This window comes from Emticicia sp., from assembly GCF_049241225.1.
In the GTDB taxonomy this organism is placed as follows: Bacteria; Bacteroidota; Bacteroidia; order Cytophagales; family Spirosomataceae; genus Emticicia.
Genome location: NZ_JBMLRC010000339.1, coordinates 49,761 through 56,561, shown reverse-complemented (window position 1 = coordinate 56,561; position 6,801 = coordinate 49,761). Strand labels below are relative to the sequence as shown.

Below are 6,801 nucleotides of genomic sequence, written 5' to 3'. Positions count from 1 at the left end.
ATCACAAAATTAACGAAAACCTTGCAAATACTTTGCCTATATCTTAATTTTTGCCGATAATTCAATTTTTGCTGCTGTTAACAATGAAAAAACTAACGACTTTCGTTCGTAATCTACTCAGTGTGTCTCCTGCCGAAGCCAAAGGGGCAGTCATTATTTTCGGAATCATTCTTTTACTTATTTTTCTCATGTTTGGGGCTGACTGGTTCTTTGCTCAGAAACCACAAAATTTGGTTATTTCTTCCCCTCAAATGTTGGATAGCCTAACGGTTACGTTAGATAGTCGGAAGCCTAATTACAATAATTCTTATCAATATGGCGGACAAAAATTTGATAAGTTTGAGTCAAACAAAAAAGCCTATAAAAACTTCAATTTCGACCCAAATACAGCTTCAGTTGAGCAATTTGAAGCTTTGGGCTTGCCCAAATTTATTGCCGAACGTATCGAGAAATACCGTAGTAAAGGTGGAAAGTTTAGAAAGAAAGAGGATTTTGCAAAAATCTATGGTTTACTACCCGATACTTATGAGCGTTTAGAGCCTTACATTAATTTACCATCGGCCGATGATGAATCTTTACGCACGCCGCAAGCCGAAGCCACAAATATAGAGCGAGTAACTGCTGGTTCGCCGATTATGGAGAAGCCAAGTGAGTCTAAAGAGGTAAATTCAAAAGTAAATTTGAAACAACCGGTTCGTTTTGATTTGAATACCGGAGATACAACCGATTTTATGAAAATAAAGGGTATTGGTTCGGGTTATGCCAAACGGATAATAAAATTTAGAGATATGTTGGGTGGTTTTGTGAATGCCGAGCAATTAAGAGAAACATACGGCCTACCACCAGAAACTGTTGATGAACTATTAAAATATGGATTTATAAAAAATGGTGTTAGAAAATTCAAAATCAATCAAATTTCAGTTGCTGAATTTCGCCACCCTTATTTAAAGTATCATCAAGCCAAAGCAATAATTTCATACCGAGAACAGCACGGAAATTTTAAGAATGCTGAGGATTTAAAACAAATAAAAGTTATTGATGAAGCAACAATTCTGAAAATTGCCCCTTATCTGGAATTTTGAAAAATTGGGGCCTGCCCAACCCCAATCAAATCATCAGAATTTAAAATTATAAGACAGTGAAGGAATTGGCGAACCAAAAACCACTAATTTATAAGTATTAATGGCCGTTCCTGTACTACGCACAAACACCGAATAGGCGTTTTTCTTTCCATAGAGGTTGAAAACCGTAAAAGTAAAATGGCTTTTAAAACGTTTGTCTTTCATACCCGGTTGGTAGATATTCCACGCAAAATCGAGGCGATGATAATCGGGGAGGCGAGCATTGTTTCTGACTCCATAGAATGGATAGCTACGTCCTTGATATACAATGAATCCTTCGGGTAGCGTATACGGACGGCCCGTGCTGTACGAAAAATTAAACGAAAAATCGTGGTGTGTACCTTGATTGAAAATTACCGAAGCATTGAATGAGTGTGGGCGGTCGTAATTGGCGGCGTACCAGTTTCCGAAATTGATTTGTTCACCAAAGCCAGTACCCTCATTTACTTGATTCAACGAACGAGAATACGTATAGTTTATCCAACCTGTTGTTTCTCCTTTTTTCTTAGAAAACATCAGTTCTAAGCCATAAGACCGATTTTTTCCTTGTAAAAGCTGGGTTTCGGGATAGCTCGAAAGCAAGAAATCTGCCCCCGGTTTATAGTCGATAATATTATTAGTTAGGCGATAATAAGCTTCCATCGAAAACTCATAAATATTACCTTTTAGGTTATGGAAAATTCCGCCAGAAAGTAAGGTGCTAACCTGTGGCTTTATGTGTAAATCAGAGGTTTTCCAGCGTGATGTAGGTAGCGGAGTGGTCGTATTCGTGACAACTTGCATATACTGACGCATTAAGTTATATCCTAATTTTAAGGAAGTACGTTCGTTCAAAGAATATTTCATACCAAATCTTGGTTCAAAACCACCATACGATTGCATGATTTTTCCTGTGCCGTAGTTGAGCGTATCTCTTGCCGAAAAAGCATCACGTGGTTCACCGGCGGCGTATGTTTGCACAGTGCCTGGCCCCAAAGCATAAAATTGAGAGTAACGCACCCCAACCGAAACAGTAGCTTTTGGTGATATTGAAATTTCATCTTCGGCATAGATAGCGGTTTCGAGCGAATACTCTTTCGGCGTTTTTAACGACAAAACACTTTTGCTGGTTCCGGGTAAAAGCTGCCCTGGGTCTATTTCATAGCGAGTGCCACTGACACCAATTTCGATGTTATGCTTGCTAATTGAATAGTTGAGATTTGTCTTTACTTGCTGATATTTGATGCCCGATAGCAACTCTACTTTATTATCAGAGTTGAGTTCTGGGAGTAAAGTTTTTGGTACATAATCGGCCGAAACAACTGTTGTTTGTAAATTAAGCTTATTGTTGATGGCATAAAACCAACGAGCCGAAAAACTATTACTTCGATAATCATACTGAGTAGAAGTGGCATTAATTGCACCGATACCTCCCAATAGTTTTGTCTGAAAAAAATCTTTGCTGTAATATCCTGAAGCCGTAATGGTGTTTTTTTCATTTACTCTCCAAAACACCTTTGCTACCAAATCGGCAAAGTTGGCTTTTATATCATTAAGTTTTGGCGAAACAACTGGTAGAACAAAATCATTGTAAGAAGCACGCCCTGAAATCATTACCCCGAGTTTCTCTTTGATAATTGGCATGTCAAGCGTAAGGCGGTTTGAAACAAAACTTATACCGCCACTCATCTTGAATTTATCGAGCGATGGTTGTTGGAGCGAAACATCCATTACTGATGCTGCTCGGCCACCAAATCGTGCAGGTGTACTTCCTTTATAAACTTCTACACTCGAAGCTGCTTCCGACGGAAAAGCTGTAAATAGACCAAACATGTGCGTTGGGTTGAAAATCGGAATATCATCGAGTAAAAGTAAGTTTTGGTCGGTTGTGCCACCACGAATATTTACACCGTTTGAGGCTTCTCCTACACTCGTTACCCCAGGCAACATCTGAAGACCACGAAGAATATCTATCTCACCAACTGCCGCTGGTAGTTTTCTTAATGTCTTGATACTTAGCTGACTAACCCCCAAAAGTGGACGCTGAATATTTGATTCAGCTCCTTTGCTCGATACAATTACTTCTTCTAACTCGTTTTCTACCAAGTGCAAAAAATATTGTCTATTGATGTCGCCTCTTAAATAGATGACCTCACGAAACGGGCGATATCCCACAAATTTTATGGTAATGGCATGCTCGCCCGAAGGAAGTGATATGTCAAAATATCCCTTTTCATTGGTTACCCCACCATATTTCCCAAAATCGATATTTATCGAAGCCTTTGGTAAGGGTTTTCCGTCAAGCGTATCTTTTATATAACCACTAAATTGGTAATTGACTTGTGCAGAGGCAGATAAGCAGCATAGAAAACATATAAAGAAGTATATTTTTTTCATTTTGAAAATTGTATCGAGTAAGAAAATGAGAAAGGTGGAGAGGATTTTTGTTAATTTATCCAGCCATTCGGTCGAGTTGGAGTACGGGTTAAACTCGAAATACATTGAGCAAAAGGCGGACGTGTCAGGTCATTTCCCATTGGCTCGGGGCTTAGAGGGTGGTCAAGTAAGCCAATCGGATTAATGTTTTTACCTTCTGCTCCTTTTCTATCAATCCAATATCTTACTGTTCTTACACTCGTGACCATAAAAAAACCAGCAATTGATTCACTCGGATTATTCACATTCTTTATGTTGCCGATAAGTGCTGCAGGAGGTGTATCTACCAAGCTACCGTTGTTTTGAATTTGGTCAGCCAATAATTTAAAATAACGATAAGCGGCTGGCGAAATAGATTGTTGTTTGATTTCTATTAAAGCACCTTTTATATTATAGTAAGGAATTTTTGCGATGAGTCGGTTCTGAATGGGTTGGCCGTTTGAATAAGTATCTGTAAATACATTGAGGTCTTTGCTTGTTAGAATTTCCCAACAATCACCAGGGCAAAAGTAATCAAAGGTTTGCCCAGCAAAGGCTCTTTCTTCTCTACAACGTGCGGGAACAGGGGTTAAAAAATAACGTCCTCCGAAGCAAGTTGCACATACACTTTGACGCTCCCAAAGCTTCCATGTCCACAGGTAATTATTTTTAATATCTGCAGGGTCTTGGGTATCAAGATATATGTAATTAGCAGGGTCGAAATAGTTATCACCTCTTTCTATGCCCTTGACTACAAACTCATCATGAACACCAATGATTTCTGGAACTTTTGTTACTTGGTCTTCGGTCGATTCGTATTGTGTCCCATCTGCTTTAGAAAATACTAATTTGTAGTTTACGCCAGTTTTTAATTTAAAACTACTCGGTAGGGCATATATTCCTTGCCCTTTTTCGGTTAAAGTGAGTCGTTCGCTTCCTCCAACAATTACTTCTACTTTGGCTTTTAAGAGTGGCTGGGCAAATACAGAGCCGTTTACATTCACAGATTCAGTAAGGCTAATGATTTGTTCGTCAGAAGTATCGGTCAATGTAGCATCAACTGTGAGGATTTTCAGATTACTCTCAATATTTAGCTCAAAAGGCTCAACACACGCACACACCCACAAGCCAAGTGCTATGGTTAGTAGCGTAATTTTTTTGTTTATCACTGTCGTAGAAATTGAATAAATGTATTTTTGACAAATATAAGGATTCTAAGGAAAGATTGAAATTAAAAGGTGGTTAAGAGTGAATTATGAGATGAACTAGCCGAATGTGTAGCTTTTTGATAAATGTTTCATCGACACAATATTCAATTAAGCCAGCCTTTTGGTTTAATCGGGGTTAGAGCTGAACTCAAAATACAAGGTGTCAAGGGTGGGCGGCCACTCGTGGGTTCTTCTCTTATTGAGTGCTCTCTTAGGCTAGTTGGCGTTAGTTTCTGTGCAAAGGGTTCTTTTCTTTCAATCCAATATCTTAATGTAGCATTCGCTCGTTACCATAAAGAAACCAGCCACAATTTCTTTGAGCTTATTCACATTTTTTTGTGTTCCCAAGCAAGGCCGCAGGAGGCGTGTTTACTAAGCTACCGTTGGTGAGGGTTGCCTCTACGGGGAGTAAACGTAAATCGCTTTTTATATTCAGATTAAAAGGTTCAACACAAGAGCAAATCTATAAAATGGCCGTCAGGAGTAGCAGGGTACTTTTATGATAGATAAATCAGGCCTTGAGTGAAGAGAAGTTAAAAATTAATTAACTATCTTCAAGAAATTGATGAAATAAATGATTTAGGGCGAAATAATCTCAAATGTATAAAAATCTTTGAATATTTTCTCAAATTAGCTGTTTTACTAAGATGTTGGGTATATCTTTGAGTGCAAAAAAATATTGTGTTGAAAAAAACAATCTACCTTCATCATGAAAAAAACATTTCTACTTGTTGCTTTAGCTTTGTCTTATTTTACTGATTTTGGACAAAGCAATATCCCTAAAATTTTGCCCGAACGTGAGCGTGCAACCGTAATTGACGAGATTCTCGAAGATAAAATGACAAACACTTTGCCGAAATTAATGCGAAAAGAAGGCATTGATATGTGGGTCATTATTTCGAGAGAATACAACGAAGACCCAGTCATGAAAACGATGTTGCCATCGGTTTGGCTTTCAGCTCGCCGTCGAACAATTATGGTGTTTTTTGATAGGGGCGAAAAGGAGGGAGTTGAACGTTTTGCCATTGCCCGCTACGATGTTGGTAATCTGCTCAAAGGCGAATGGGATTTAAACACAAACCCTGACCAGTGGGATGCTTTGATGAAAACCATAAAAGAGAAAAATCCGAAGAAAATTGGCCTAAATTTTTCTAAATATTACGCACACGCCGATGGCTTGACTTACACTGAGCAGAAAGAGTTTATGGAAAAACTCCCCACTGAGTTCCACAGTCGTGTGGTTTCGGCTTCTAATTTGGCGGTCAATTGGCTCGAAACTCGCACTGAGCGAGAAATGGCTATTTATCAACAAATCTGCCGAATTTCGCACGAAATTATTCAAGAAGCATTTTCTGACCGAGTGATTCAGCCCGGTGTTACAACTACCGATGATGTAGTTTGGTGGATGCGTCAGCGAGTAACAGATTTGGGACTTGAAACTTGGTTTCATCCAACGGTCGATATTCAGCGTTATGACCCCGAAAATTTCGACCATTTACGTACTTTCTCGAAGCGTCCACAAAAACAAGTAATTATGGCGGGCGATTTACTACACTGTGATTTTGGAATCACTTATTTGCGTCTAAATACCGACCAGCAACAACACGCTTATGTACTTCGTGCGGGCGAAACCGATGTGCCAGAGTTTTTGAAAAAAGCATTTGAACAAGGAAATCAAGTACAAGATTGCCTCACCGATAATTTTAAGGCTGGCATGAGTGGCAATGATATTTTGGCAAAAGCCCTCGAACAGTCGAAAAAGCAAGGTTTGAAAGGCACAATCTATACACACCCGATTGGTAATCACGGACACGCCGCTGGCCCAACGATTGGAATGTGGGATAATCAAGGAAAAACCATCGGAAGTGGAGATTATCCACTCAATACAAATACTGCTTATTCTATCGAACTCAATGCCTCGGTGGAGCTGGCCGAATGGAAAAAAACTATCAGAATCATGCTCGAAGAAGATGGATTTTTTGATGAGAAAGGATTCCGATACATTGATGGCCGACAAACCGAAATTATTCCGATTCCGAGAGTTTTGAGCGGAGTGAAATAGTATTTTTATCAGATGA

4 protein-coding genes are annotated in these 6,801 nt (G+C 39.1%); 2 read left to right on the top strand and 2 right to left on the bottom strand.

Annotation, left to right across the window (positions count from 1 at the left end; all coding sequences use genetic code 11):
• Window positions 1-83: 83 nt before the first annotated feature.
• The gene (locus ACOVO2_RS18275; RefSeq protein WP_421771359.1) at window positions 84-1,082 is read left to right on the top strand and encodes a helix-hairpin-helix domain-containing protein; all 999 of its coding nucleotides are present in this window, start codon (window positions 84-86) and stop codon (window positions 1,080-1,082) included.
• A 33-nt stretch (window positions 1,083-1,115) separates the two neighbouring features.
• On the opposite strand, the gene ACOVO2_RS18270 is transcribed toward ACOVO2_RS18275, so the two are convergent.
• Entirely contained in the window at window positions 1,116-3,497 is a 2,382-nt protein-coding gene (locus ACOVO2_RS18270) for a TonB-dependent receptor (protein WP_421771358.1), read from the bottom strand.
• A 50-nt stretch (window positions 3,498-3,547) separates the two neighbouring features.
• Window positions 3,548-4,684: a DUF4249 domain-containing protein gene (locus ACOVO2_RS18265; RefSeq protein WP_421771357.1), complete on the bottom strand. Its 1,137-nt coding sequence runs from the start codon at window positions 4,682-4,684 to the stop codon at window positions 3,548-3,550.
• Between the two features lie 748 nt (window positions 4,685-5,432).
• On the opposite strand from ACOVO2_RS18265, the gene ACOVO2_RS18260 reads away from it, so the two are divergent.
• A complete protein-coding gene (locus ACOVO2_RS18260) occupies window positions 5,433-6,785 on the top strand; it encodes a M24 family metallopeptidase (protein ID WP_421771356.1) in 1,353 nt (450 codons plus the stop codon).
• Window positions 6,786-6,801 lie beyond the last annotated feature (16 nt).

Coding starts and splice junctions, on each gene's coding strand:
- ACOVO2_RS18275 (WP_421771359.1), top strand. CDS start 84: ATGAAAAAACTAACGACTTTCGTTCGTAATCTACTCAGTGTGTCTCCT.
- ACOVO2_RS18270 (WP_421771358.1), bottom strand. CDS start 3,497: ATGAAAAAAATATACTTCTTTATATGTTTTCTATGCTGCTTATCTGCC.
- ACOVO2_RS18260 (WP_421771356.1), top strand. CDS start 5,433: ATGAAAAAAACATTTCTACTTGTTGCTTTAGCTTTGTCTTATTTTACT.